The organism is Pseudomonas sp. RHF3.3-3 (assembly GCF_048069595.1).
GTDB lineage: Bacteria > Pseudomonadota > Gammaproteobacteria > Pseudomonadales > Pseudomonadaceae > Aquipseudomonas > Aquipseudomonas fuscovaginae_B.
The window spans coordinates 2352698-2375558 of the sequence record NZ_CP182250.1 but is presented as its reverse complement, the minus strand read 5'-3'; the positions used below and the strand labels follow the sequence as shown (position 1 = coordinate 2375558).

Annotated in this window: 20 protein-coding genes; 12 read left to right on the top strand and 8 right to left on the bottom strand. The window is 64.2% G+C overall.

Features of this window, described 5'->3' with window-relative positions; translation table 11 throughout:
• Positions 1-23 precede the first annotated feature (23 nt).
• A complete protein-coding gene (locus ACMGT0_RS10905) occupies positions 24-1331 on the top strand; it encodes a leucine-rich repeat-containing protein kinase family protein (protein WP_416772543.1) in 1308 nt (435 codons plus the stop codon).
• Positions 1332-1454: 123 nt separating this feature from the next.
• Here the strand turns inward: ACMGT0_RS10905 and ACMGT0_RS10900 are convergent, their stop codons facing one another.
• Positions 1455-2159: a YebC/PmpR family DNA-binding transcriptional regulator gene (locus ACMGT0_RS10900; RefSeq protein ID WP_054057399.1), complete on the bottom strand. Its 705-nt coding sequence runs from the start codon at positions 2157-2159 to the stop codon at positions 1455-1457.
• Between the two features lie 216 nt (positions 2160-2375).
• On the opposite strand from ACMGT0_RS10900, the gene ACMGT0_RS10895 reads away from it, so the two are divergent.
• Positions 2376-4181, top strand: a complete 1806-nt coding sequence (locus tag ACMGT0_RS10895) for a type VI secretion system Vgr family protein (RefSeq protein WP_416772542.1) — start codon at positions 2376-2378, stop codon at positions 4179-4181.
• 16 nt (positions 4182-4197) lie between these two features.
• On the opposite strand, the gene ACMGT0_RS10890 is transcribed toward ACMGT0_RS10895, so the two are convergent.
• Complete coding sequence (locus ACMGT0_RS10890; protein WP_054063860.1) at positions 4198-5055, bottom strand: LysR substrate-binding domain-containing protein; 858 nt, start codon at positions 5053-5055, stop codon at positions 4198-4200.
• Positions 5056-5169: 114 nt separating this feature from the next.
• Between ACMGT0_RS10890 and ACMGT0_RS10885 the strand changes: the two genes are divergently transcribed.
• The gene (locus ACMGT0_RS10885; protein WP_054063861.1) at positions 5170-6324 is read left to right on the top strand and encodes a 2-aminoethylphosphonate--pyruvate transaminase; all 1155 of its coding nucleotides are present in this window, start codon (positions 5170-5172) and stop codon (positions 6322-6324) included.
• Positions 6325-6334: 10 nt separating this feature from the next.
• On the top strand, positions 6335-7162 hold the full coding sequence (gene phnX, locus ACMGT0_RS10880; RefSeq protein WP_416772539.1) for a phosphonoacetaldehyde hydrolase: 828 nt from the start codon (positions 6335-6337) through the stop codon (positions 7160-7162).
• A gap of 251 nt (positions 7163-7413) precedes the next feature.
• Here phnX and ACMGT0_RS10875 read toward each other — a convergent pair whose 3' ends face one another.
• Positions 7414-7971, bottom strand: coding sequence for an NADPH-dependent FMN reductase (locus ACMGT0_RS10875; protein ID WP_054057395.1), 558 nt, complete (start codon positions 7969-7971; stop codon positions 7414-7416).
• 219 nt (positions 7972-8190) lie between these two features.
• Here ACMGT0_RS10875 and ACMGT0_RS10870 point away from each other — a divergent pair, with 219 nt between their 5' ends.
• Positions 8191-8427, top strand: coding sequence for a hypothetical protein (locus ACMGT0_RS10870; protein WP_416772537.1), 237 nt, complete (start codon positions 8191-8193; stop codon positions 8425-8427).
• Positions 8428-8526: 99 nt separating this feature from the next.
• Positions 8527-9423 carry a LysR substrate-binding domain-containing protein gene (locus tag ACMGT0_RS10865; RefSeq protein WP_054057393.1) on the top strand — a complete coding sequence of 299 codons (897 nt, stop codon included), beginning with the start codon at positions 8527-8529 and terminating at the stop codon, positions 9421-9423.
• A gap of 3 nt (positions 9424-9426) precedes the next feature.
• Here the strand turns inward: ACMGT0_RS10865 and ACMGT0_RS10860 are convergent, their stop codons facing one another.
• From ACMGT0_RS10860 to ACMGT0_RS10840, 5 genes are all read right to left on the bottom strand, one after another.
• Positions 9427-9999 (bottom strand): GNAT family N-acetyltransferase, encoded by a 573-nt coding sequence (locus tag ACMGT0_RS10860; protein ID WP_054063864.1) that lies wholly within the window; start codon positions 9997-9999, stop codon positions 9427-9429.
• Positions 10000-10018: 19 nt separating this feature from the next.
• Positions 10019-12274, bottom strand: coding sequence for an Orn/Lys/Arg decarboxylase N-terminal domain-containing protein (locus tag ACMGT0_RS10855; RefSeq protein ID WP_416772535.1), 2256 nt, complete (start codon positions 12272-12274; stop codon positions 10019-10021).
• Between the two features lie 118 nt (positions 12275-12392).
• The gene (gene dnaQ, locus ACMGT0_RS10850) at positions 12393-13133 is read right to left on the bottom strand and encodes a DNA polymerase III subunit epsilon (protein WP_054057390.1); all 741 of its coding nucleotides are present in this window, start codon (positions 13131-13133) and stop codon (positions 12393-12395) included.
• Positions 13126-13578: a ribonuclease HI gene (rnhA, locus tag ACMGT0_RS10845; RefSeq protein ID WP_054057389.1), complete on the bottom strand. Its 453-nt coding sequence runs from the start codon at positions 13576-13578 to the stop codon at positions 13126-13128. Before rnhA ends, dnaQ begins: the two co-directional genes overlap by 8 nt.
• Positions 13579-13697: 119 nt before the next feature.
• On the bottom strand, positions 13698-14456 hold the full coding sequence (locus ACMGT0_RS10840; protein ID WP_054063866.1) for a class I SAM-dependent methyltransferase: 759 nt from the start codon (positions 14454-14456) through the stop codon (positions 13698-13700).
• Between the two features lie 74 nt (positions 14457-14530).
• Here ACMGT0_RS10840 and gloB point away from each other — a divergent pair, with 74 nt between their 5' ends.
• From gloB to ACMGT0_RS10810, 6 genes are all read left to right on the top strand, one after another.
• Positions 14531-15310 carry a hydroxyacylglutathione hydrolase gene (gene gloB / locus ACMGT0_RS10835; protein ID WP_054057889.1) on the top strand — a complete coding sequence of 260 codons (780 nt, stop codon included), beginning with the start codon at positions 14531-14533 and terminating at the stop codon, positions 15308-15310.
• Positions 15311-15410: 100 nt separating this feature from the next.
• Entirely contained in the window at positions 15411-16823 is a 1413-nt protein-coding gene (locus ACMGT0_RS10830) for a LysM peptidoglycan-binding domain-containing protein (RefSeq protein WP_054057846.1), read from the top strand.
• A 267-nt stretch (positions 16824-17090) separates the two neighbouring features.
• Complete coding sequence (locus ACMGT0_RS10825; RefSeq protein WP_054057847.1) at positions 17091-18920, top strand: extracellular solute-binding protein; 1830 nt, start codon at positions 17091-17093, stop codon at positions 18918-18920.
• Positions 18917-20764 (top strand): extracellular solute-binding protein, encoded by a 1848-nt coding sequence (locus tag ACMGT0_RS10820; protein WP_054063868.1) that lies wholly within the window; start codon positions 18917-18919, stop codon positions 20762-20764. The genes ACMGT0_RS10825 and ACMGT0_RS10820 overlap by 4 nt, the downstream gene beginning before the upstream one ends.
• A 1-nt stretch (position 20765) precedes the next feature.
• Positions 20766-21839 (top strand): microcin C ABC transporter permease YejB, encoded by a 1074-nt coding sequence (locus tag ACMGT0_RS10815; protein ID WP_054057849.1) that lies wholly within the window; start codon positions 20766-20768, stop codon positions 21837-21839.
• A 1-nt stretch (position 21840) separates the two neighbouring features.
• Positions 21841-22860, top strand: coding sequence for an ABC transporter permease (locus tag ACMGT0_RS10810; RefSeq protein WP_054057850.1), 1020 nt, complete (start codon positions 21841-21843; stop codon positions 22858-22860).
• The last annotated feature ends 1 nt before the right edge of the window (position 22861 follow it).

Genomic DNA, 22861 nt, shown 5'->3' with positions numbered 1-22861 from the left:
TGACCCGTACGGAACGCCCGCTCATGCACACCCTTGATCAACTGCGCGCCGGCCAATTGGCCGGTATCCGGCGACTCGACCTGTCCTGCGGGCTGACCGAGTTTCCCCGGGAGATCTTCCAACTGGCCGACTCCCTGGAAATTCTCAACCTGAGCGGCAACCGCCTGAGCAGCCTGCCGGACGACCTGCATCGCCTGCCGCACCTGCGTATCCTGTTCTGTTCCGACAACCTGTTCACCGAACTGCCCGGTTGCCTGGGCCGATGCGCCCAACTGAGCATGGTCGCGTTCAAGGCCAACCGGATCGAACACGTGCCGGCGGCGGCGTTGCCGCCGTTGCTGCGCTGGCTGATCCTGACCGACAACCGCATCGCCGAACTGCCCGACGAGCTGGGACGCCGCCCTCGGTTGCAGAAGCTCATGCTCGCCGGCAACCGGCTGCGACAACTGCCGGCCACCCTGGCCGACTGCCACAACCTGGAACTGATCCGGATCGCCGCCAACCAGCTGGACGAGTTGCCGCCATGGCTGCTGACCCTGCCGAGCCTGGCCTGGATCGCCTATGCCGGCAATCCGCGCCTCGACCACACCGGCGAGGTACTGGCCGGTGATACCACGCCGAATATCGACTGGGCGCAACTGCAGCTCGAACAGCGGCTGGGCGAAGGCGCCTCGGGGGTGATCAGCCAGGCCCTGTGGAACCGTCCTTCGGCTGCGGCCAAGGCGGTGGCGGTCAAGCTGTACAAGGGCAGCATGACCAGCGACGGCTCGCCCCTGAATGAAATGAACGCCTGTATCGCCGCCGGCCTGCACCCCAACCTGATCCGGGTCGAAGGCCGCATCAGCGGTCATCCCGATGAGCAGGCCGGGCTGGTGATGGAACTGATCGATCCACGGTTCGCCAACCTCGCCGCCCTGCCCAGCCTCGACTCATGCAGCCGCGACGTGTATCGCGACGACACCCGCTTCAGTCCCGCGCAGGCGCTGCGCATGGCGCGCGGCATAGCCTCGGTGGGTGCACACCTGCATCGCCTGGGGCTGTGCCATGGCGACCTGTATGGACACAACATCCTCTACAACAGCGACGGCGATTGCCTGCTGGGGGATTTTGGCGCAGCGTCGTTCCATTCGCCGACCGATAGCCTGGAAAGCTGTGCGTTGCAGCGGATCGAGGTGCGGGCGTTCGGGATTCTGCTGGGGGAATTGCTGGAACGGGTCGACGGGGATTTCGAATCTGGAGTGTTGGAATCACTGCAGGGTCTGCAAGAGCGTTGCATTCAGCCGGATGTCTTGGCGCGGCCGGGTTTCGAAGATATTTGCGCGCAGCTCTAAGTAGTGCGGGCCCCTGTCGCGGATAAATCCTGCTCCCACAAGCTTTGCGGCGTCCACAAGATTTGTGGTCACCGCGATACAGGGTGGGAGCAGGATTTATCCGCGAACGGGCCGCAACAGGAATCAGCCCGCCAGGCCGACGAACATGTCCTGCACGTCGTCATGGTTGTCCAGGCCTTCGAGGAAGGCTTCGACTTCAGCCATCTGCTCGTCGCTCAGGCCGCTGACCGGGTTCTTCGGCTGGTAGCCCAGCTTCGCCGACAGCACGGTGAAACCCTGCTCCGGCAAGGCCTTCTGCACCGCGTCGAGGTCGGTGGTCTCGGTGATGAACAGGGTCGCGCCGTCTTCACCCGGCTCGAAATCCTGGGCGCCGGCTTCGATGGCCGCCACTTCCGGATCGGCGTCCGGGCTGTCCGGCGAAGCCTCGATCAGGCCGACGTGGTTGAAATCCCAGGACACCGAACCGGAAGCACCCAGTTGGCCCTTGCGGAACGCCACGCGGATTTCCGCCACGGTGCGGTTGACGTTGTCGGTGACGCACTCGACGATCAGCGGCACCTGGTGCGGAGCAAACCCTTCATAGGTCACACGGTGGTACTGCACGGTTTCGCCCAGTTGGCCGGAACCTTTCTTGATGGCGCGCTCCAGGGTGTCGCGAGGCATCGAGGCCTTCTTCGCCTGCTCGACCACCAGGCGCAGGTGCGCGTTGGTGGCAACGTCCGCACCATTGCGCGCAGCGATGGTGATTTCCTTGACCAGCTTGCCGAACAGCTTGCCCTTGGCGTTGGCTGCCGCCTCTTTGTGTTTAACCTTCCACTGTGCGCCCATTACTCACTCTCTCGATCAGTGGCGTCGTGACATTTATTGGCCGACGCTTTGCGCGCAGTTTATACGGCAAAAAGTCACGGATCGACCAAAACCTGACAATCGCTACGACTCTGCGCAGATGATCGTAGGCAATTTCCCAAAAGCTGTTTTGCTGGGTCCCGATATCTCCGTCATTTCGTACCCTCTGCCACAACGTCCCCGACAAAAAGAGATGAAATGGCTCAGGACAAGGCACGACAGATCTCACTGGCAATCGCTTCCCTTCCCGCCCCCCTGCAGGTGATTCGCTTCAGTGGGCACGAAGCCCTGAACCAGCCCTATCGCTTCGACATCGAGCTGCTGGGCGATGACCCCGAGCGGGACCTGCAGACCTTGCTGCATCAACCGGCGTTCCTCGGTTTCGGCCAGCCAGGGGCAGGTATCCATGGGCTGATCCATGAAATCGGCAGTTGCTACCTCGGCGCCAGCCGCTGCCACTACCAGGTGGTGCTGGGGCCACGCCTGGCGTTGCTCGAAAACAGCGCCAGGCGTCGGGTGTTCCATGACCTGAGTGTCCCCGAGATCCTCGCGCGACTGCTCGACAGCCATGGCCTGAAACCCGTCGACTATCGCCTCGAACTCGGCCAGGGGACCTACCCGCCCCGCCCGTACTGCCAGCAGCATGAGCAGGACGACCTGCAGTGGCTGAACCGGCTCTGCGAGGAAGAAGGTATCCACTATCACTTCGAGCACAGCCCCCGGCAGCATGTCGTGGTCTTCGCCGAGGATCCCCAGGCCTTCCCCGAACGGCCGGGCCTGCTGCGCTACAGCGAAACGCCGTTCAATGGCCAGCCGGCGGTCCACCGGTTGCATGAGCGGCATGCGATGCCTCGTCCGCTCGACAGCCGGCGATCGCCCGGGAGCGGCTGCTCGCCCTGGCCGTCCCCGGTCTGCCACGGGCCATCGGACCCTCATGGCGCAGCCAACCAGGCCGGGCCCTACGGCCTGCACTCGACGCCCGGCGATCCACGGCAGCGCCACGAACGGCAATGCAGCCGTCGCGCCCTGGAACGCCTGCGCTGTGACAGCCGACTGATCCAGGGCAGCAGCGACCTGGGCGAACTGCACAGCGCCGATGTGCGCCATCTGGGCAACCATCCCCGCCAGGCATTCAACGACCAGTGGCTGATCACCGAAGTCCGGCACTGGGGTGAACAACACGTCGACGGCGAGCTGCCCCAGACCCTCCCACACGACGCAGGCCTCGGCCCCCCTGGCTATCGCAACCACTTTCGGGCGATCCCCTGGGCCACCCCCTTCCGCCCGCCTCTGCGCCAGCCCCGCCTGCAACCACGGGGCTACCAGTTGGGAACCGTCCTCGGCCCCGCGGGACAGTCGGCCCGGCCCGATGCCCAGGGACGGCTGCATGTGCAGTTGCAGGATGCCCTGCACGCGCCGGACGCCGCTCCCGGCTGCTGGATTCCTCTCGGGGTCGCCGAAGGCAGGGCCCCGATGGTAGGCAGCCAGGTGCTGATCGGGTGTGTCGACCACGACCCCGAACAGTTGGTGATCTGCGGTTTCCTGAGCGATCGGCAGCCGAAACTCCAGGCGCCGCCCGAACCGCGGAGCGAGGACGAAATGCCCGGGGAAATCTACCTCTACGAACAGCCACGGCAGCCCGGCACCTGCCTGGGCAACAGCGTCTGGTACATCGTGCGCATGCCGCGGCCCGGGCTCGGGGAACTGGCACGCCTGAACCGCGAAGACATCCTGCTCGAAGGCAGCAGCGATGCCCGCGGCATGGCCATGCTGAGCCCTTGCCAGCGACATCGGCTGGCACTGGAACTGGCCGACACGCCGGAACAGCTCTGGCTGCTCTACCCCGGCCAGTGCCTGGCCGTGCACGAATACCTGCGCCAGCACTGGAGCCCCGCGCAGCGCCGGGCGTTTCTCCAGGCAAGCCTGAACAGCCTCTCCGGCAGTTGTGGCGCAGAACTGAACAGCGTCTACGAATGGCTGATCAGGCCCTCGGCACCGGACTGAAGAGCCTAACCGGGGATCACGCCAGCAGCCCGAGAAACGCCTGGATCAGGCGCAACTCGGTACGCCGCTCCAGGCAACCGACCATGTGCCGGTTGCGCAGGCCGTCGCCGATCAGCGGCACGGCCCTGACCCTCGGGTCGTGGCTGACCTCCAGCGAGGAAACGATCCCCAGCCCCAGGTCGGCGGCCACCGCTTCGGTCACCGCTTCACGACTGTCCAGCTCCAGCAGCACCCGCGGATGCACCCCGGCCAGGCCACACGCCTGGTCGAAGGTCCGCCGGGTGATCGACGAAGGTTCACGCAGCACCATGATCATCTGGTCCAGGCGTTGCAGCGCGATACCCTCGGGTTCGTCCTGCCAGGGATGACCGGCCGGCACCAGCACACAGATCCGCGATTCGTTCAAGGCCTGAAGATGCAGCCCCTTGCGCGGCTCGACTTCGGTCAGCACCGCGACGTCAGCATGTTCGGCGAGCAACGCCGCCAGGGTTTCCTGGGCATTGCCCAGCCGCAGGTTGACGGTGACCCCCGGATAACGCTCGCGCAGCCGGGCGAGCATCGGCATCACCAGGTGCGGCCCATCCGCCGCGACCTCCAGGCGCCCGGTCAGCAACTGGCGGTTGGCTTCGAGCATGACCCGCGCCTCTTCGGCCAGGCCGAACATTGCCCGGGTGATCGCCGCCAGCCGGGTGCCCTGCTCCGTCAACTCCACCCGCCGTGCCGTCCGGCGCAGCAACGTGACCTGGTAATGCTCCTCCAGAGCCTTGATATGCCCGGTGACCGCCGGCTGGCTGATGAACAGCCGGGCGGCGGCACGGGTAAAGCTGCCCTCGCGGGCCACGGCATCGAATGCACGGAGTTGGAACAGGTTCATTGTTATCGGCCTCACTGATAGCTCGCATAACAACAAACAATTTGATTGATGACAAGGCAAACCGCAACGTATGCCGAGTATCCCGTCAATGATCAGCGCTGCAAGGAAATCCCCATGAGTACCGCCCCCCTCCTGCTGACTCCCGGCCCGCTCACCACCTCGGCCCGTACCCGCCAGGCGCTGTTGCTGGACTGGGGCTCGTGGGACGAGCGCTTCAACCGGCTGACCGCCAGCGTCTGCGAACGCCTGCTGGCCATTGTCAACGCTGCCGACAGCCATCACTGCGTGCCGTTGCAGGGCAGCGGGACCTTTGCCGTGGAGGCCGCCATCGGTACCCTGGTGCCCCGCGACGGCAAAGTGCTGGTGCTGGTCAATGGCGCCTACGGCAAGCGCCTGGCGAGCATCTGCTCGGTGCTGGGCCGGGCCTTCTGCACCCTCGAAAGCGCCGAGGACCAGCCGAGCGACGCGGCCGAGGTCGAACAGCGACTGCTCGCCGACCCGGCGATCACCCATGTCGCGCTGATCCACTGCGAAACCGGCACCGGCATCCTCAACCCGCTGGAGCCGATCGCCGAGGTCGTCGCCCGCCATGCCAAACGCCTGATCATCGACGCCATGAGTTCCTTCGGCGCCTTGCCCATCGACGCCCGGCTGGTGCCGTTCGATGCCCTGATCGCCGCCTCCGGCAAATGCCTGGAAGGCGTGCCGGGCATGGGCTTCGTATTGGCCCACAAGGCCAGCCTGGCCGAGGCCGGTGGCAACTCGCATTCGCTGGCGCTGGATCTGCATGACCAGCAGACCTACCTGGCACGCACCGGCCAGTGGCGCTTCACGCCGCCGACCCATGTGGTCGCCGCCCTGCATGAGGCCTTGCAGCAATATGCCGAGCAGGGCGGCCAGCCGGCGCGTCTGCGACGCTATGCCGACAACTGCCAGGTGCTGCTCGAGGAACTCGGCAAGCTCGGCCTGCGCAGTTTCCTGCCGGAAGCGATCCAGGCACCGATCATCGTCACCGTGCATGCACCACAGGACCCGCACTATGAGTTCAAGGCGCTTTATGAGCGGGTCAAGGCCAAGGGCTTCATCCTTTATCCGGGCAAGCTGACCGAGGTCGACACCTTCCGCGTCGGCTGCATTGGCGACATCACCCGCCACCACCTGCAGGCCGCGGTCCAGGCCATCGGCGAGGCCCTGCACGAGATGGGCGTGGCGACCTTGCGCGTGCCGGGCGTTGCCACGCCCACCCTGAACAGCCACTTCCGTGCTTGAGGCAACCACCATGAACTACACCCGACCAACCCGGCTGCAAGCGGCCATCCTCGACTGGGCCGGCACCGTCGTCGACTTCGGCTCGTTCGCCCCCACCCAGATCTTCGTCGAAGCCTTCGCCGAGTTCGACGTGCAGGTCTCCATCGACGAGGCGCGCGGACCGATGGGCATGGGCAAGTGGGATCACATCCGCACCCTGTGCAACCAGCCACAGATCGCCGAGCGCTACCGCAAGGTGTTCGGCCGCACGCCCAGGGATGTGGATGTGACGCAGATCTACCAGCGCTTCATGCCCTTGCAGATCGAAAAGATCGCCGAGCATTCGGCGCTGATTCCCGGCGCACTCGAGACCATCGCCGAACTGCGCCGACAGGGGCTGAAGATCGGTTCGTGTTCCGGCTACCCGGCCCAGGTAATGGCCAAGGTGGTCGAGCTGGCGGCCAGCAAGGGCTATGTGGCCGACCATGTGGTGGCCACCGATGAAGTGCCCAACGGCCGCCCCTGGCCGGCCCAGGCATTGGCGAACGTGATTGCCCTGGGCATCGATGACGTCGCCGCTTGCGTGAAGGTGGACGATACGGTTCCGGGCATTCTCGAAGGCCGCCGCGCGGGCATGTGGACGGTGGCCCTGGTCTGCTCCGGCAACGCCCTGGGACTGGACTACGAGGCCTACCAGGCACTGGACAGCGCCAGCCTGGCGGCCGAGCGCCAGCGCATCCATGGCTTGTTCGAAGGCTCCCGCCCCCACTACCTGATCGACACCATCAACGAGTTGCCGCAGGTGATTGCGCAGATCAACCAGCGGTTGGCGAACGGGGAGATGCCACAGGCCTGCTGATTTCCAGTAACGGCCTGAATCGCTAAACGCTTCGCGGATGAACCGGACCGCCGACACCCAGAGGGTTACACCCGTGTGGTAGGAGCGGCCGGCCGACGCTCGGTTGCCCGCGAAGCTTCTGGCGCATTCAAGACCGCCTTCGCTGGCCCCATCGGGACTTGTGGCGTTCACCCGGCTTGCGCTCCCCCCAATACCCCGCGGGAGCCGGCGATCCTGCGCTCCGATTTATCCGCGAAAGGGCCCTGGAGCCATCAGGCCTTCTGGTGCTGCTCCACCCACTGCCCATAGGCATTGATGAAGCCCTGCAGGAACGGCCTGCTCTGCTCCGACAACTTGCCCGTCTCATCGAACGCACTGCCCGCCCCGCCGAAATAGGCCTCCGGCTGCTGCATGCAAGGCACGTTGAGAAACACCAGCGACTGGCGCAAATGGTGGTTGGCGCCGAAGCCGCCAATCGCCCCCGGCGATACGCTGATCACCGCCCCCGGCTTGCCGCTCCAGGCGCTTTTGCCGTAAGGCCGCGAACCGACGTCGATGGCATTCTTCAGCGGGGCGGGCACCGAACGGTTGTACTCCGGGGTCACGAACAACACAGCATCGGCCGCGGCAACCTGCTCGCGGAAAGTGGTATAGGCCGCCGGCGGCGTGCCATCAATATCCTCGTTATACAGCGGAAGGTCGCCGATCTCGACAATCCTCAGCTTCAGATTGGCCGGTGCCAACTCGGCCAGGGCCAGGGCCACCTTGCGGTTGATCGACTCTTTTCTCAGGCTGCCAACCAGCACAGCGACGGTATGGACATTACTCATGGGCACTCCTGATACGTGGGACAAGGGAGCTTTAGGTATAGATGATCAGCCGCAACCAATGTCGGATTTTTTCCCAGCACAACGCAGGATATGGCCCCTTGCCAACGCTGTAACCGGCAGGATCGGCCGACTATTTTTTTCCCGGGACAAAACTTCCCGGAGCCGGGCAAGGTCTACAGAACCGCAAATCGGCAGTTAATTTCCAGAGGTTCAATACAGATGGCTGCAGTACTCGTCGGACAATTTCATGCACGGGACGCGGAAGGACGCGTGTACTCCGTGCATGAGTTCCAGGAATCCATGCCTTCGGAGGGAGGCCTGGCCGGCACGGAGCCCGTCACCACCTACAAACTGGCCATTGGCGATCGGGTCAATAAACTCGACGACAACGAGTTCCTGCTGGTCCAGTCGGGCATCACCCTGATTCGCGAGCCCGATACCCTTTCCACCCCTTGATGGCGCATGGCTGAACGCACGGTGACCTGCAGTCTTGCAGGCCAACTTGGGGTAGGATCAGTCCACTGACCTCCTCCGTGCGGGACATGGACTTCAAGCATGCGTCTACGCCATATCGAAGCAATCCAGGCCATCCTGCAGACCGGCAACCTCGGCCCCGCCGCCGAGTTGCTGCAACTGCCGGCGTCCACGCTCAGTGCCACCCTGCAGGAGGCCGAGCAGCAACTGGGCTTCCTGTTGTTCGCCACGGTGCGCGGGCGTATGCAGGCGACGCGTGAAACCCGCGAGCTGCAACCGCAGATCAGCCACCTGTACCGGGAACTGGAACCGTTGCGGCGCCTGGCCGCGGAGTTGCGCCAGCATCAGGCGCCGCCCCTGCGGGTGACCTGCACCCCGACGCTCGCCCAGCATCTGCTGCCGCAAGGCATCGCCGCCCTGCGCCGACGCTTTCACGACACCCCTTGCACCCTGGCCAGCCAGCACACCCGCGACATCGTCCGCAGCCTGCTGTTGCGCGAGATCGAACTGGGCCTGAGCCTGCACGATCCCGAACATCCGCAGATCCGCTGCGAGGCGCTGGCCCAGGGCAAGCTGCAACTGCTCGCCCCCCACGGCTGGTTGCAACCCCGGCAGAAGTACATCTCCCTGCAGGATCTGGCGGGTCAATCGATGATCGGCCTGGAACAGCAGGACACCCTCAGCCTGCTGCTCGACAGCAAGCTGCAGGGGCTGCGCCCGCCCCCCCAGGTGCAGACGCGGGTACAGACCTACCAGATGATGCGCAGCATGGTCGAGGCCGGCGAAGGCCTGGCGATCGTCGACCCGTTCACGGCGGTGGGGGCCAGGGATGGCGGGCTGGATGTCTGCCCGCTATCGCCGGCCATCCCCATCACCCTGCATGCCCTGACCCTCGGGGAGCGCGAGCCATCACCCGCGCAGAAGGCCCTGCTGGAAATCATCGGCGAAAAGGCCGCGGCCATGCTGGCGCCGACCTGACCGTCAGATCTGCGGCGCGAACAGCAGGTACCAGAACAGCGCCACTTCGCGGGTCTGGGCGTCGATCCCGCGGTAACGCAGGTGGTCCATCCCACCCAGCACGTAGCCGCAACGCTCGTACAGGCGACAGGCGCCCAGGTTGTTGTTCTGGGTTTCCAGCATCACCCCCGACAGGTTCTTCCTCTGGCTCCAGAAGCGCACCTCGTCGAGCAGGGCCCTGGCCACGCCGTGACGCCGCGCACGGGCATCCACCGCCAGTTCGTCGACATGGGCAAAGCCGTTCCAGTTGGTGCTGACCACCACATGTCCGGCAGGACGGCCATCGAGGTAGGCCATGAAGATCGCACTGTCCGCCTTGCCGCGGTAGCTGGCGAATTCCTCGGGATCGATGCCATAGCACTTGCGGTAGGGAGCCACGGTGCTCAGGGGCCACTGCTCGACCTTGCGGCCCATCTCGGCGCGGCCATAGGCCCTGACCTCGAAGCTGAAATCGCTGCCCCAGATGTACTCGGAGAAGCCCTCGTCGGCCACCCGGACCGAGACTTCAGGGTCTTTCGGGTTCATGACTAAATGCATAGGGCGAACTGTCCTGTCCTCATTCCTTGATGCAATCGACGGTATAGCAGCGGCCATCACCGTTGTCTTCATGTTGCAGGCCGTGCACATCCGCGACGAAACCGGGGAAACCACTGTCGAACGCCCGGGCAAAGGCCAGGTAGTCGATGATCGAACGGGTCGCCTCGGTAAAACGTTCGCCCGGCATGATCAGCGGAATACCCGGCGGATAGGGTACCAGCATGACCGCCGCGACCCGCCCTTGCAACGCATCGATCGACACCGCCTCGACCTCGCCACGGACCAGCCGATCATAGGCATCGGCGGGTTTCATGGCGACCTCGGGCAGTACCGTGTACATGCGCTTGAGATGCCTGGCCGTGGCATTGCTGCGATAACAGCCATGCAGTTGGTCGCACAGCTCGCGCAGGCCCATGCCCTGGTAACGTTGCGGCCCCTGCCGGGCCACCGAGGGCAGGCAACTGGCCAGGCCGACATTGGCGTCGTAGTTGCGCTTGAACTCCAGCAACTCCGTAAGCAGCGTGCTCCATTTGCCCTTGGTGATCCCCATCGAGAACAGCACTAGGAACGAATAGAGACCGGTCTTCTCCACCACCAGCCCGCGCTCCCAGAGAAACTTGCTGACCACCGCCGCCGGAATGCCATGCTCGCCCAGGGCACCGCCGGCGGTGAGCCCCGGCATCACCAGGGTGACCTTGATCGGATCGAGCAACACATAGTCCTCGGCAACGTCACCGAAACCATGCCAGTCGGCCTGCGGTTCGAGCAGCCAGTCGGCGGTCTCGACCCTGTCGATGCCTTCCACCCGCGGCGCCTGCCAGATGCTGAACCACCAGTCATCGGCGGCAATGTGCTGGCGCAGATTGGCCAGGGCGCGGCGAAAACTCAGCGCTTCATCGAACATTTCCTGGAGCAGCGAGCGTCCCGCCGGCCCTTCCATCATGGCCGAGGCCACGTCCAGGGAAGCGATGATGCTGTATTGCGGCGAAGTGGAGATGTGCATCATGAACGCTTCGTTGAAACGGTCGCGGTCCAGCTGTCGCGCCCCGCCATCCTGGACATGGATCATCGAGGCTTGGCTGAAGGCCGCGAGCAGCTTGTGGGTCGAGTGGGTGGTGAACACCAGCGGGCTGTCCGCAGTGCGCGTGGTGCCCATGCCATAGCGCCCGGCAAAGAATTCATGGAAAGCCGCATAGGCATACCAGGCTTCGTCGAAATGCAGGACCTCGACGCTGCTGCCCAGGCTCTGCTTGATCAGTTCGGCGTTGTAGCAGAGGCCGTCGTAGGTCGAGTTGGTCACCACCGCCAGCTTCACCCGGGGTAGGCGCCCACGGGTGAGCGGGCTGGCGTCGATCTTTGCCTGGATCGACTCGTGGCTGAATTCGCTCAGGGGAATCGGGCCGATGATCCCCAGCTCATTGCGCTCCGGACACAGGTACAGCGGAATCGCGCCGGTCATGATGATCGAATGCAGCACCGACTTGTGGCAGTTGCGGTCCACCAGCACCAGGTCATCCCGGCCGACCATCGAATGCCAGACGATCTTGTTCGCGGTGGAGGTGCCATTGATCACGAAGAACGTGTGGTCGGCACCGAAGTTGCGTGCGGCACGGGCTTCGGCCTCGGCCAGCGGGCCGGTATGGTCCAGCAGCGAACCCAGCTCCGGCACGGAGACCGAAAGGTCGGAACGCAGGGTGTTCTCCCCGAAGAACTGGTGAAACGCCTGCCCCACCGGACTCTTGCGGTAGGCCACACCCCCGCCGTGGCCGGGCGTATGCCAGGAATAGTTGGAATCGGCGGTGTGCTGCACCAGCGCCCGGAAAAACGGTGGCAGCAGGCCATCCAGGTAGTTGCGCGCCGCCCGGGCGACTTGCCGGGACAGGAACGGTACGGTGTCTTCGAACAGGTAGAGGATGCCGCGCAGCTGGTTGAGCTCGCTCATGGCATCGGCCGGTGCATTTTCAAGGGTGACCTGCTCGCCCAGGGCGAAGATCGGCAGGTCGGGAGCGCGGACCCGCGCCAGGCGGATCAACTCGACCATGTTCTGCAGCAGGTGGGTGTTTTCCCCGGCGCCCTCGGCGGCGATCAGCAGGCAGGCCAGGCCATGATGGGTTGAGGCGACCAGGCGGCCCTCGGCGTAATCGACAGCGCAGAAAACGCTGAAACCGTCCTGTTCGAGCTCTTTGGCGATTCCCCGTACCCGATCCCCGGCGACCGTGTCCGCCTTGATGTCGCGGTGCACGATCAGGATCGGAAACTTCAAATCCTTGTACATGGTTTTTTCAATCCTGAAGCGACGAGACACCGCCCGTCTGTTCCTTCAGGGTAGAAGCTGTTTGTCCTACATGTGAAGTTGAAACAGGAGAAAGGAGATCTCTTGTAACAAACAACCCCTACTGCGCTGCAGCTTCCGCCAGTTGTGTCCAGAGCGCCGGTGCGCCGGCGGACTTGGCAATGATCTCCAGGCGCGCCTGGTGCTCGGCCAGTTCGCTCTCGCTGGCACGGATGATCCGGCCCGGCTTGCGCTCGGCAGACAGCCGACGGATTTCACTGGCCTGGCCAGCTCCACCTTCGGCACCGTCGCCGCTGTTGCCGGCCAGGGACAGGCTGGTCTGGCCACCGGTCATGGTCAGGTAGACGTCGGCGAGAATCTCCGAGTCGAGCAAGGCGCCGTGCAGTTCACGGCCGGAGTTGTCGACGCCGTAGCGCTTGCACAAGGCATCGAGGCTGTTGCGCTGTCCCGGATGGCGCTCCCGGGCCATCAGCAGGGTGTCGAGAATGCTGCAATGCTGGCTGATATCGGCGCGGTCGTGCTGCCCCAGCAGGGCGAACTCGTTGTTGATGAAGCCAACGTCGAACGCCGCGTTGTGGATGATCAGTTGCGAGCCCTTGATGAACTCGAAGAACTCGTCGGCCACCTCGGCAAAGCGCGGCTTGCCGATCAGGAACTGGTCGGTGATACCGTGGACGCCGATCGCCCCCTCGTCGCTTTCGCGGTCCGGTTGCAGATAGACGTGGAAATGCCGCCCGGTCAGGCGGCGGCCGATGATCTCGACGCAACCGATCTCGATGATCCGGTGGCCGTCGGTCACCGGCATACCGGTGGTTTCGGTATCGAGTACCACACTACGCATGCTTGACTCCTCGCACTTCATCCACACCGCGGTTGGCCAGTTGGTCGGCGCGTTCGTTGCCCGGGTGGCCGACGTGCCCGCGTACCCATTTCCATTTCACGTTGTGGCGGTTGACCTGCTCGTCGAGCTGCTGCCACAGGTCGGCATTTTTCACCGGCTCCTTGGCCGCGGTTTTCCAGCCGCGCTTCTTCCAGTTGGTCATCCACTCGGTGATGCCTTTCATCACGTACTGGGAGTCGGTCACCAACAGCACTTCACACGGCCGCTTGAGCTCTTCCAGCCCACGAATCGCGCCCAGCAGTTCCATGCGGTTGTTGGTGGTATTGGCCTCGCCGCCCCAGAGTTCTTTCTCTACCCCCTTGAAGACCAGCAGTGCGCCCCAGCCGCCCGGGCCGGGGTTGCCCTTGCAGGCGCCATCGGTGAAGAGTTCAACGGTATCGCTCATTACAACCTTTCCATCGAAAAATGCCCTGTGGGCCATCGGCGACTGGCCGATGGCGCCCGGACCGGCAAGGCCGGCCCGCGAAAGAAAACTGCCCGGGTTGCAGGTGAAGGCCCGCGGTATCAGGGCTCGCTGGGCCGCCGGTTGACCTTGGCCAGCGGCAGCGGCACCAGTTTGCCGACCGGTTCGCGTCGGACCTGCTGGACCGGCCGCAGGCCGATCATGATCTTGCGGGCGACCAATAGATAGAAGCCGCCACCGGCCAGTTGCCAGCGACCGGCGACACGTTCCCAGCCCGCCAGCCGCGCCTGCCAGGCAGGTGAAGCCAGCGGCGGACGATAGCACCCGAAGCGACGTTTCTCCAGCGCGAAGCCCAGCAGGTTGAGCCAGTCGGCGACCCGCGAGGGCGAAATGCAGCGGGCCTGGCGCAGGGCATCGTGGGCGAACACATGCCGCAGCCCCCAGGCGCTCCAGGGGTTGATCCCGACGATCAGCAGGTGCCCGCCGGGGCGCACGCTGGCCGCCGCTTCGCGCAGCAGGCCATGGGGCGACAGGCAGAAATCCAGGCCATGCTGCAGCACCACGACATCCGCCGCGTGCTCGCTCAGCGGCCACGCCCGTTCGTCGCAAACGATCTCCACACCCGGCAACGGCGCCCCCAGGCGCACGTTGCGGCGCACCTGCTGCGCTTGCGGCGGGTTCTCGGCCGATGGCCCGTAATGGACCAGGTAACCGCCGAAGTAACGCCCGAGTTCCTCGTCGAGCATGCGCCGCTCTTCATCGAGCAGCAGTTGCCCCAGCGGCCCGGACAACCAGTCACGGGCCGCGCTGACCAGTGCCAGCCAGTCAGGATCGGCCTGAGCGAACGCTTTATCGGTCATTGTCTGCTCCAACTCGCCATGAGCCATACCAGCCTCTAAGATGCGCCAATGTTTTCCGCTTGGCGACCTCCAACATGATACAGATCGATGCACTGCCCGCCTTCACCGACAACTATATCTGGCTGCTGCGCGACGATGCGCAACGGCGCTGCTCGGTGGTCGACCCGGGTGACGCGGCACCGGTGCTGGCCTGGCTGGAAGCGCATCCGGGCTGGCGACTGGACGACATCCTGATCACTCACCACCACCATGACCATGTCGGCGGTATCGAACGCCTGAAGCAGGCCACCGGTGCCCGCGTGCTCGGCCCGGCCCACGAGAACATCCCGGGCCGGGACGTGGCGCTGCAGGACAACGACCGGATCAGCGTACTCGATCGGCCATTCCAGGTGCTGGCCGTGCCCGGCCACACCCTGGGGCATATCGCCTTCTATCAGGCGAATGAGGAAACGCCGCTGCTGTTCTGCGGCGACACGCTGTTCGCCGCCGGCTGTGGACGACTGTTCGAGGGCACGGCCGAGCAGATGCACGCGTCCCTGAGCCGGCTGGCGGCCCTGCCGGCCAACACCGCGGTGCACTGTACCCATGAATATACCCTGGGCAACCTGCGCTTCGCCCAGGCCGTCGAGCCGCAAAATCCGGATATCGCCGCGCGACTGGAACAGGTCGGCCAGTGGCGTGCCGAAGGGCGGATCAGCCTGCCGTCGAACCTGGCCCTGGAACTGCGCACCAACCCATTCCTGCGGGTCGGCGAAACATCTGTTAAAGAAAAAGCGGACGAACGGAACGGCCGCGACAACCGGTCGCCGAGTGAGGTTTTTGCTGCCCTGCGGGCCTGGAAAGACCAGTTCTGAGGCACGGCGGTGGGCGGTTCGGGCAGGCTCGATAGTTGACCGGACCCTGAGCGCTTTCTAGAATCGCCCGACATTTTTGCCCGGAACTACCTTCCAGCCAATGTCGTCACCTAACCGCAAACCCATCAATTCAGGCACATTGACGCGATTGGCTCAGGCGGTCGCCGTGGCTGTGTCCGCCACTTTGGCGGGTTGCCAGGGCTTTCATCATCCCTCGGACAACGGCAACGAACCGACGCCGAATCTCAACGTCCGGCTCAAGCAGAAACCGATATGGGCCGGCGAGAAAGCCAACCCGACGCCGCCACAGGATGTCTGGGAGCGCATGCGCCAGGGCTTCAAGCTGCAGGACGGCCTGGGCGTGAACCCACGCATCGAGCAGCAGCGGCTGTGGTTCGCCAGCAACCCGTCGTTCCTGGAAAACGCCAGCGAACGCGGCACACTCTATATCCATTACATCGTCGAACGTCTCGAAGAACGCAACATGCCGCTGGAGCTGGCGCTGCTGCCAGTCATCGAGAGTGCCTACAACCCGATGGCCTATTCCCGAGCCGATGCGGTCGGCCTCTGGCAGTTCATTCCCTCCACCGGGCGCAACTTCAACCTGCGCCAGGACCGTTTCTATGATGGGCGCCGCGATATCACCGCCTCGACCATCGCGGCGCTGAACTACCTGACCCGCCTGCACGACATGTTCAACGGTGACTGGCTGCTGGCCATGGCCGCCTACAATGCCGGCGAAGGCACGGTCAGCCGGGCCATCGAGCGTAACGAAAAGCTCGGCCTGCCCACCGACTACTGGAACCTGCCGCTGCCCCAGGAAACCCGTGACTACGTGCCCAAGCTGCTGGCCCTGTCCCAGGTGGTGATGTCGCCGGAAGCCTATGGCGTGAACCTCAACCCGATCGCCAACGAACCCTACTTCGCCAGCGTCGAGGTCAACCAGCCGTTGGACCTTTCCCGGGTCGCGGCACTGGCCGAGATCGACGAGGACGAAATGATCCAGCTGAACCCGGCCTACAAGCAGAAGGCGACCCTCGACGGGCCGCAGCACCTGCTGGTGCCGAGCTCCAAGGCGCAGTTGCTGACCGCCAGCCTGTCGAACCTCAAGCCCGAGGAACTGGTGAGCATGCGGCCGAAGAAGCCGGTTTTCGAGAACGTCGCCAGCAATGGCCCGGCTCGCCTGAACCGTCGCTACAAGGTCAGGAACGGCGACAGCCTGTCGTCGATCGCCAAGGCCAACAAGGTCGATGTCAAGGAACTGCAGCGCTGGAACAAGCTGTCCGGGCACAAGCTGAAGGTCGGCCAGACCCTGGTGATGGAGGACAACGTCCGCGCCTCGGTCAGCAGGAAGCCAGCGACCCCCACGACCTACAAGGTGCAGAAAGGCGACTCCCTTTATATTGTCGCCAAGCGTTTCAACGTTGAAATGCAGCACCTCAAGCGCCTCAACCCGCGTACCGGCCAGGCCCTCAAGCCAGGGCAGATCCTCACGGTTTCCCAGCCGCGCTGATCACCCATCACCAAGGCACCTGTGTATGAGTGAACTGTAGGCTGGGGGAGCCGGATTCATCCGCGAAGCTTTTAGAGGCCTCAAGGGCCATTCGCGGATAAACCGGGGCGCCGGACCGGCGGCTCCCACAGGGGTTTGTGAAGAGTCAACCATGGCGGATAGCCAGCAAGTCCGTTCCGACAAAAGTAGCGGCCTTTTTCCTGCCGATACAAGCTGTTAAGGTAAGATCCATAGAGCCCAAGCAGTCTGGACCGGATCCCTGAGCTGATGCGTCCCCTCCTCCCGTTCTTCATCAGCCTGGCCTTGAGCTTCCCCGCAAGCGCGACAATCAGCGAAAGCCACGGTTATGCGCAGTTCGGTACGCTCAAGTACCCCGCCAGGTTCACCCACTTCGACTGGGTCAACGCCGATGCGCCCAAGGGTGGCACCTTGCGGGTCATGGCCTTCGGTACCTTCGACACGCTCAACCCCTACACCTTCAAGGGCACCAGCCCGGTGTCGACGCCGAACTTCCTGCAGTATGGCGTCAACGAACTGAACGAAACCCTGATGGTCGGCACCGGCCAGTATGCGCCGTCCGGCGACGAGCCGACGTCCAGCTACGGGCTGATCGCGCAAACGGTGGAGTACAGCGAGGATCGCAGTTGGGTGGTGTTCAACCTGCGCCCCGAGGCGCGTTTTCACGACGGAACGCCGATCACCGCCTATGACGTGGCGTTTTCCTATCGACTCCTGCTCAAGGAGGGGCACCCGCAATACCGCACCAGCCTGCAGGAAGTGTCGCGGGTCGATGTGCTCGGGCCGCAGCGGATCCGCTTCGTCTTCAAGCGTTCAGGCAACCCGCTGCTGATCCTGCGCCTGGGTGAGCTGCCGGTGCTGCCGCAACACTACTGGCAAGGCCGCGACTTCAAGGCCACCACCTTCGAGCCGCCACTGGGCAGCGGCCCCTATCGCATCACCCGGGTCCAGCCGGGCCGGCAACTGGTATTCGAACGGGTGAAAAACTGGTGGGGCGAGAACCTGCCGGTCAATCGCGGCAAGTACAACTTCGACCGGGTCGAGGTCGAGTTCTACCGGGACAGCGATGTCGCCTTCGAGGCCTTCAAGGCCGGTGAATTCGATATCTACATCGAGCATCAGGCCAAGAACTGGGCCAGTGGCTACAGCTTTCCCGCCGTGCTGCGCGGCGACGTGATCAAGGCACAGATCGCCCACCAGATCCCGACGCAGACCCAGGGCCTGTTCATGAACAGCCGCCGCAGCGCCTTCGCCGAGGACAAGGTGCGCGAGGCCATCGGCCTGATGTTCGATTTCGAGTGGACCAACCGCACGCTGTTCAACAATGCCTATCAGCGGGCCATGAGCTACTACCCCAACAGCGAGTTTTCCGCCAGCGGGCTGCCGGTCGGGAAGGAGTGGCTGCTGCTCTCGCCCTATCGCGAGCAGTTGCCCGCCGCCCTGTTCACCCAACCCTTCAGCCTGCCGCGCACCGATGGCCGCGGCATTCCCCGCGAAACCATGCGCCGCGCCCTGGGGCTGCTCGCGCAGGCCGGCTGGAAGCTGGACGGTCAACGCCTGGTGAACGGTGCCGGGCAGCCGCTGCACTTCGAAATCCTGCTGGTCAACCCGAACCTCGAGCGGATTCTCCAGCCTTATGTCGAAAACCTTGCCAGTATTGGCGTGGACGCCCACCTGAGAACCGTGGATCGTGCCCAGTACAAACAGCGCCTGGATCAGTTCGATTTCGACATGATCCTGATGACCCTCGACCAGACGCTCAGCCCCGGCCTGGAACAATGGCAGTACTTCCACTCCAGCCAGGCAACCGTCAAGGGCAGCAAGAACTACGCCGGCGTCGCCAACCCGGTGGTCGACCGCCTGCTCGAAGCCCTCCTGGCCGCACAGTCACGGGACGAGCAACTGGCCGCCGGCCGCGCCCTGGACCGGGTGCTGCTGTGGCAGCACTACATGATTCCCAACTGGTACCTCAACTATCACCGCCTGGCCTACCGCAACCGGTTCGCCTTCGTCACCACGCCGCCATACACCCTGGGCCTGAGCGCCTGGTGGATGAAAGCTTCGGAGAAAGCCCAATGATGCCCTTGCGCGCCCTACTGCTCTGTGCCGGTGGCCTGCTGTCGATCGGTATGACCGGTTTCGCCGGCGCCGCACCACAACATGCCCTGACCCTTTACGACGAACCGCCGAAATACCCCGCCGACTTCAAGCACGTCGACTTCGTCAACCCCGATGCGCCCAAGGGCGGTACCTTCCGCGAGTCGGCCTCCGGCAGCTTCGACAGCCTCAACCCGTTCATCAACAAGGGCGTGCCGGCCGATGGCATCGGCATGATCTACGACACCCTGGCCCGCCAGGGCCTGGACGAACCCTTTACCGAGTACGGACTGGTCGCCGGCAAGATCGAGAAAGCCCCCGACAATAGCTGGGTACGCTTCTACCTGCGGCCCGAGGCGCGTTTCCACGATGGCCACCCGATGCGCGCCGAGGACGTGGTGTTCAGCTTCGAAACCCTGATCAAGGACGGCGCCCCGCTCTACCGCGCCTATTATGCCGATGTCGCCGAGGTGGTCGCCGAGGACCCGCTGCGGGTGCTGTTCAAGTTCAAGCACACCAACAACCGCGAGTTGCCACTGATTCTCGGCCAGTTGCCGGTATTGCCCAAGCACTGGTGGGCCACCCGCGACTTCAACAAGGGCAACCTGGAGTTCCCCCTCGGCAGCGGGCCGTACAAGCTCGCCGAGGTCAAGGCCGGACGCTCGGTACGCTACGAGCGGGTCAAGGACTACTGGGCCAAGGACCTGCCGATCAACCGCGGGTTCTACAACTTCGATGTGATGACCACCGACTACTACCGCGACAGCAGCGTCGCCCTCGAAGCTCTCAAGGCCGGGCAGTTCGACTACTGGCTGGAAATGAGCGCGAAGAACTGGGCCAATGCCTACAACACCCCGGCCGTGGCCCAGGGACGGCTGATCAAGGAACAGATTCCCAACGGCAACCCGACCGGCATGCAGGGTTTCGTCTACAACCTGCGCAAGCCGATGTTCCAGGACGTGCGCGTGCGCGAGGCATTGAGCCTGCTGTTCGACTTCGAGTGGAGCAACAAGCAGTTGTTCAACGGTGCCTATACCCGCACCCGCAGCTATTTCGAGAACTCGGAGATGGCCGCCACCGGCCTGCCGGACAAGGCGCAACTGGCAATCCTCGAACCGCTGCGCGGCAGGATTCCCGACCAGGTATTCAACCAGGCCTACCAGCCGCCGGTGTGCGACGGCAGCGGGATGATCCGCGACCAGCAACGCCGCGCCTACCAACTGCTGCTCGACGCCGGCTGGCATATCGTCGACGATCGGATGGTCGACACCGAGGGCAAGCCGGTGCGCATCGAGTTCCTGCTGGCCCAGACCGATTTCGAACGGGTGCTGCTGCCGTTCAAGCGCAACCTCGGCGACCTGGGGATCGACCTGGTGATTCGCCGGGTCGATGTCTCCCAGTACATCAACCGCCTGCGCTCGCGGGACTTCGACATGGTCGTCGGCAGCTTCCCGCAGTCGAGCTCGCCCGGTAACGAACAGCGCGAATTCTGGATGTCAGCCAGTGCCGACAAGCCCGGCAGCCGCAACTTCATGGGGCTCAAGGACCCGGCCGTGGACACCCTGGTGGAACAGTTGATCAATGCCGACTCAAGGCAGAGCCTGGTCGACCACGCCCGGGCGCTGGACCGGGTGCTGCAGTGGGGCTTCTACGTGATCCCGAACTGGCACATCAAGACCTGGCGTATTGCCTACTGGGATCATGTCGCCCATCCGAGAGTCTCGCCGACCTACGATGTCGGCACCTCCACCTGGTGGATCAAGCCGGACGCAAAACCGGTGGCTTCGCCGGAAAACACCAACGGCACCGGCGCGGGGCAACCATAAGATGCTGGCTTACATTCTACGGCGACTGCTGCTGATCATCCCGACCCTGTTCGGCATCCTCCTGATCAACTTCGTGATCATCCAGGCCGCCCCGGGTGGCCCGGTAGAGCAGATGATCGCCAAGCTCGAAGGTTTCGACGGTGCCACCAGCCGGATCGCCGGCGGCGGCTCGGAGGTCTCGGTGGCCGGTTCCAGCTATCGCGGGGCGCAGGGCCTGGACCCGGCACTGATCAAGGAAATCGAGCACATGTACGGCTTCGACAAGTCGGCGCCGGAACGCTTGTGGATCATGATCAGGAACTACGCGACCCTGGATTTCGGCGACAGCTTCTTTCGCGACGCCAAGGTCATCGACCTGATCAAGGAGAAAATGCCGGTATCGATCTCCCTTGGCCTGTGGAGCACGCTGATCATGTACCTGGTGTCGATTCCCCTGGGCATCGCCAAGGCGACCCGGCATGGCAGCCACTTCGACGTCTGGACCAGTTCGGCGATCATCGTCGGTTACGCGATCCCGGCGTTCCTGTTCGCCATCCTGCTGATCGTGGTGTTTGCCGGCGGCAGCTACCTGAACTGGTTCCCCCTGCGCGGGCTGACCTCGGGCAACTTCGACCAGTTGAGCCTGTTCGGCAAGGTCTGCGACTACTTCTGGCACCTGGCCCTGCCCGTCACCGCCCTGGTGATCGGCAACTTCGCGACCATGACGCTATTGACCAAGAACAGCTTCCTCGACGAGATCAACAAGCAGTACGTGATCACCGCCAGGGCCAAGGGCCTGACGCAACGTCGCGTGCTCTACGGCCACGTGTTCCGCAACGCCATGCTGCTGGTGATCGCCGGCTTTCCCGCGGCCTTCATCGGCATCTTCTTCACCGGCTCGCTGCTGGTGGAAGTGATCTTCTCCCTCGACGGCCTGGGCCTGATGAGCTTCGAGGCGGCGATCAACCGCGACTACCCGGTGGTCTTCGGCACGCTGTTCATCTTCACCCTGCTGGGCCTGGTGATGAAACTGATCGGCGACCTGACCTATACCCTGGTCGACCCACGTATCGACTTCGAACATCGGGAGCATTGAGATGCAGCTTTCCCCCCTCAATCGCCGACGCTTCGAGCGTTTCAAGGCCAACAAGCGCGGCTGGTGGTCCCTGTGGCTGTTCCTCGGGCTGTTCGTCATCAGCCTCGGCGCCGAGCTGATCGCCAACGACAAGCCGCTGGTGGTGCACTATGACGGCGGCTGGTATTTCCCCGCCCTCAAGCGCTACCCGGAAACCACCTTCGGCGGCGAGTTCCCGCTGGAGGCCAACTACAAGAGCCCGTACATCCGCGAACTGCTCAAGGCCAAGGACGCCTGGGTGCTGTGGGCGCCGATCCCCTTCAGCTACCAGAGCATCAACTACGACCTCAGGGTGCCGGCCCCCGCCCCGCCCTCGGCCGACAACCTGCTGGGCACCGATGACCAGGGCCGCGACGTGCTGGCGCGGGTGATCTACGGCTTCCGCATCTCGGTGCTGTTCGCCCTGACCCTGACGGTCCTCAGTTCGATCATCGGCGTGGTCGCCGGCGCCCTGCAGGGCTTCTACGGCGGCTGGGTCGACCTGGCCGGGCAGCGCTTCCTGGAAATCTGGTCCGGCCTGCCGGTGCTCTACCTGCTGATCATCCTCGCCAGTTTCGTCCAGCCCAACTTCTGGTGGCTGCTGGGGATCATGCTGCTGTTTTCCTGGATGAGCCTGGTGGATGTGGTCCGTGCCGAGTTCCTCCGTGGCCGCAACCTCGAGTACGTAAGGGCGGCCCGGGCGCTGGGCATGCAGAACGGCGCGATCATGTTCCGCCATATCCTGCCCAATGCCATGGTCTCGACCATGACCTTCATGCCGTTCATTCTCACCGGCGCCATCGGTACCCTGACCGCCCTGGACTTCCTCGGCTTCGGCCTGCCACCGGGGGCGCCATCGCTCGGCGAGCTGGTGGCCCAGGGCAAATCCAACCTGCAGGCGCCATGGCTGGGTATCAGTGCGTTCGCCGTGCTGGCGATCATGCTCAGCCTGCTGGTGTTCATCGGCGAGTCCGCCCGCGATGCCTTCGATCCGAGGAAATGAG

What these genes read in the sequence shown, in the direction of transcription:
- ACMGT0_RS10900 (WP_054057399.1), bottom strand. Translation starts at nt 2,159, where the DNA reads ATGGGCGCACAGTGGAAGGTTAAACACAAAGAGGCGGCAGCCAACGCC.
- dnaQ (WP_054057390.1), bottom strand. Translation starts at nt 13,133, where the DNA reads ATGCGTAGTGTGGTACTCGATACCGAAACCACCGGTATGCCGGTGACC.
- rnhA (WP_054057389.1), bottom strand. Translation starts at nt 13,578, where the DNA reads ATGAGCGATACCGTTGAACTCTTCACCGATGGCGCCTGCAAGGGCAAC.
- ACMGT0_RS10890 (WP_054063860.1), bottom strand. Translation starts at nt 5,055, where the DNA reads ATGAACCTGTTCCAACTCCGTGCATTCGATGCCGTGGCCCGCGAGGGC.
- ACMGT0_RS10815 (WP_054057849.1), top strand. Translation starts at nt 20,766, where the DNA reads ATGCTGGCTTACATTCTACGGCGACTGCTGCTGATCATCCCGACCCTG.
- ACMGT0_RS10865 (WP_054057393.1), top strand. Translation starts at nt 8,527, where the DNA reads ATGCGTCTACGCCATATCGAAGCAATCCAGGCCATCCTGCAGACCGGC.
- ACMGT0_RS10860 (WP_054063864.1), bottom strand. Translation starts at nt 9,999, where the DNA reads ATGCATTTAGTCATGAACCCGAAAGACCCTGAAGTCTCGGTCCGGGTG.
- ACMGT0_RS10830 (WP_054057846.1), top strand. Translation starts at nt 15,411, where the DNA reads ATGTCGTCACCTAACCGCAAACCCATCAATTCAGGCACATTGACGCGA.
- ACMGT0_RS10825 (WP_054057847.1), top strand. Translation starts at nt 17,091, where the DNA reads ATGCGTCCCCTCCTCCCGTTCTTCATCAGCCTGGCCTTGAGCTTCCCC.
- ACMGT0_RS10820 (WP_054063868.1), top strand. Translation starts at nt 18,917, where the DNA reads ATGATGCCCTTGCGCGCCCTACTGCTCTGTGCCGGTGGCCTGCTGTCG.
- ACMGT0_RS10885 (WP_054063861.1), top strand. Translation starts at nt 5,170, where the DNA reads ATGAGTACCGCCCCCCTCCTGCTGACTCCCGGCCCGCTCACCACCTCG.
- ACMGT0_RS10875 (WP_054057395.1), bottom strand. Translation starts at nt 7,971, where the DNA reads ATGAGTAATGTCCATACCGTCGCTGTGCTGGTTGGCAGCCTGAGAAAA.
- ACMGT0_RS10870 (WP_416772537.1), top strand. Translation starts at nt 8,191, where the DNA reads ATGGCTGCAGTACTCGTCGGACAATTTCATGCACGGGACGCGGAAGGA.
- ACMGT0_RS10855 (WP_416772535.1), bottom strand. Translation starts at nt 12,274, where the DNA reads ATGTACAAGGATTTGAAGTTTCCGATCCTGATCGTGCACCGCGACATC.
- ACMGT0_RS10895 (WP_416772542.1), top strand. Translation starts at nt 2,376, where the DNA reads ATGGCTCAGGACAAGGCACGACAGATCTCACTGGCAATCGCTTCCCTT.
- ACMGT0_RS10840 (WP_054063866.1), bottom strand. Translation starts at nt 14,456, where the DNA reads ATGACCGATAAAGCGTTCGCTCAGGCCGATCCTGACTGGCTGGCACTG.
- ACMGT0_RS10810 (WP_054057850.1), top strand. Translation starts at nt 21,841, where the DNA reads ATGCAGCTTTCCCCCCTCAATCGCCGACGCTTCGAGCGTTTCAAGGCC.
- gloB (WP_054057889.1), top strand. Translation starts at nt 14,531, where the DNA reads ATGATACAGATCGATGCACTGCCCGCCTTCACCGACAACTATATCTGG.
- ACMGT0_RS10905 (WP_416772543.1), top strand. Translation starts at nt 24, where the DNA reads ATGCACACCCTTGATCAACTGCGCGCCGGCCAATTGGCCGGTATCCGG.
- phnX (WP_416772539.1), top strand. Translation starts at nt 6,335, where the DNA reads ATGAACTACACCCGACCAACCCGGCTGCAAGCGGCCATCCTCGACTGG.